Below are 2,482 nucleotides of genomic sequence, written 5' to 3'. Positions count from 1 at the left end.
TTGTTCAACATGTCTTCAGATGCAGGACATGAGATTATGGTCAGCCGGAGCATTCAGGCGGAAGGAACCTTCGGAGATCTTAAAGAAAACTACAGATACAGCCGATTGAGACGCCGGGGACTGGAAAACGTAAAATTTGAGGTGCTTATTGTGGCCATGGGACACAATATCAGAAAATTAAACAACAGAAATCGGATGAGTTGTCCAGAACTCGAACGTTATGGAAAATTAAAGGAGCAGAAAAGCGAAATCTGAAAAAGATTATAAACAGTCTTTTTGAGTTTTGGCTCTTTTCAGTGCGTTCAAAAATTGACTTGAGTGGAAAAACACATCATAAAACAGGATTGAATCAGATAAAAAGCATAGAAAAAGGGGCTGTAAATCTCGCTGATGAAAAATCAGTCGAAATTTAACAGCCCCTTTTTGAAGCTTTGAATAGGTGAAGCTTTGAATAGGTATTGATAAGCCATGATTCACAATCACTGTGATTTGTGATGTTTATAATGTCTCAGAAAAACTCAGAGCGAACCGGCATAACACGAACAAACATGTGATGCCTTTTGGAAACAGGAAAAATTGCATGACGACTTTGCAAGGTAGTTTGAAACAAACGTCCTGAATATTGAAAGAATAGATTAATCGTGAGAAAATCATGATAATTCTCACGATTTCTCAGAATTTCATTGATGGATCAGAAGATAATTCCGAAAAATTCAATTTGAAATGGGCATTGTGAATAAAGAGCTGGCATCCATAACAAAAAGGATGTCAGCTCTTGTTTTTGGAGGTGTTTACAATGTTCAAAATCGTCACTGGACTATTTCCGGCTGCTGATAAGGATTCCAAGCCCCAGGAAGACTTCATCAAGCGGATTATTCAGGTAAACCAGCTTTGGAATATATTCTTCTGCAATATAATTCGTTAGTCTTGCAGCCAGTTCCTTCATATCCTGAATTAATGGAGTCCGCATATAGATGATATCCGGATCGATGAATGAAATTAATGGAAGTATGGTTGCAATCAGCATTTCATAATGTCCTTCTTCTGCCCGGCTGAGCTTATCAAGGCTGTTGGAAAACTGCATCCGGTTCATATAGAATTTGCATTCGCCAGCAAGTCCTCTTCTTCCACTGAGTATTTTTCCATCGATGACTGTGCCGACTCCCGGACCAGTACAGCCATAAGGAAAAGAAATCAGAGTCATCGTTTTCAGATCAGGCTGCCAATGTGAACATCCTAAAGCGCAGGCGTTTACATTGTTTACAACCAGACAGCGCGCAGAGTAGCGCCGCTCAATCTCTTCAGCAAGATTGAAGTGATCCATATTCATCTTTTTCATTGTAACCAGTGATTCGTCATCGACTATTCCCGGAATGGCCAATACAATCCATTCAGGTTTACGGCCATTTCTTAGCATATATGAGATTTCCTGCCAGAGATATTTTCTCTTCAGTATCGCAAAGACAGCTTTAGCTTCTTCAACTTTTTTGCCATTTTCATAATACCGAAGCGTTATATTAAGCTGCTCACTGTCCAGAATGACAGAAATCAGTAAGGCCGGTCCCAGAAATTCAATATAAGATTCCTTTTCCTTCGGACTTTCGAGATTATGCTGCAGATGTTTTTCCCTTTTCTTTTCCTCTTCGAAAAGATGTCTTATATAATCGATCGTTCCAGAAGCATCAAATCCACTGAATAAAGGCGTAGGAATCTGAAAGACCAGCTTTCCAGGAAGAGCGCATTCGATTTTCTTTTTCAGATAGCCAATTTGCGGAGCAATCAGGATCAGATCAGCCTGGTCTGCACTTTCAATCAGCTGTAGATAGGGAACAGCCGAAAAATGCCAGTCGAGCTGGTTCTTTTTGGCAAGCTGGTTGAGTTTACTGGCTAAAAAGGAAGTTGTAGCTCCAGACGTACAGGAAAGAAGAATATGCAAAGTTGTTTCCTGATGCAAAGAATATAATGCTTCAAGCATATCGTTGAACATTTCTTTTGCATGAGACTCTTTCTTTAGTTCGAAATGGAGGTAATAACGCAGCTGGGTATCTTTTTTTCTGAATATCGAAATTTCAACGATATTTTCATCATAAAAACGAATTTCCATATCTCCGAATTCAGACCGGAAATAGATGGTGTCGTTCGAAGGCTGATCGATAGAGCACCATTCAAAAGAATGTGAAAGGATCCAATTTTGATAACTATCAGCTGTATATAAATCGGCAGACACAGTTGCTGGTCTGTTTTTGCTTTTCAAAACAGGACTTTTCAGATTTCCTTCTCGGTTTCCCTTTTCCATACTTTCCTCCAGGCTAAAGCATTTGCTTGGCTGTCTGCATTTAGCTTAATTACTTCATCGTAACCTTTTGAAATTTGCACGGGCTTTTATTCCCGGTTATCCCTGAATACCATCAAAGGCGGAAATCTTCTCTGTGCTCCAGCTTTCCTCTCAGGAAAGTCGGAAACGGAAGATTTCCGCCTTTTG

2 protein-coding genes are annotated in these 2,482 nt (G+C 39.8%); one reads left to right on the top strand and one right to left on the bottom strand.

Annotation, left to right across the window (positions count from 1 at the left end; genetic code table 11):
- Positions 1–255, top strand: a 255-nt coding sequence (locus tag BO222_RS13155) for a transposase (protein ID WP_198932097.1), incomplete at its 5' end; no start/stop codon positions are given.
- Positions 256–817: 562 nt separating this feature from the next.
- Here the strand turns inward: BO222_RS13155 and BO222_RS13150 are convergent.
- Complete coding sequence (locus BO222_RS13150) at positions 818–2,296, bottom strand: ROK family protein (protein ID WP_075821160.1); 1,479 nt, start codon at positions 2,294–2,296, stop codon at positions 818–820.
- Positions 2,297–2,482 lie beyond the last annotated feature (186 nt).

This window comes from Ileibacterium valens (assembly GCF_001945525.1).
Taxonomy (GTDB): domain Bacteria; phylum Bacillota_I; class Bacilli_A; order Erysipelotrichales; family Erysipelotrichaceae; genus Ileibacterium; species Ileibacterium valens.
This window is presented reverse-complemented; position numbering and strand designations above follow the sequence as displayed.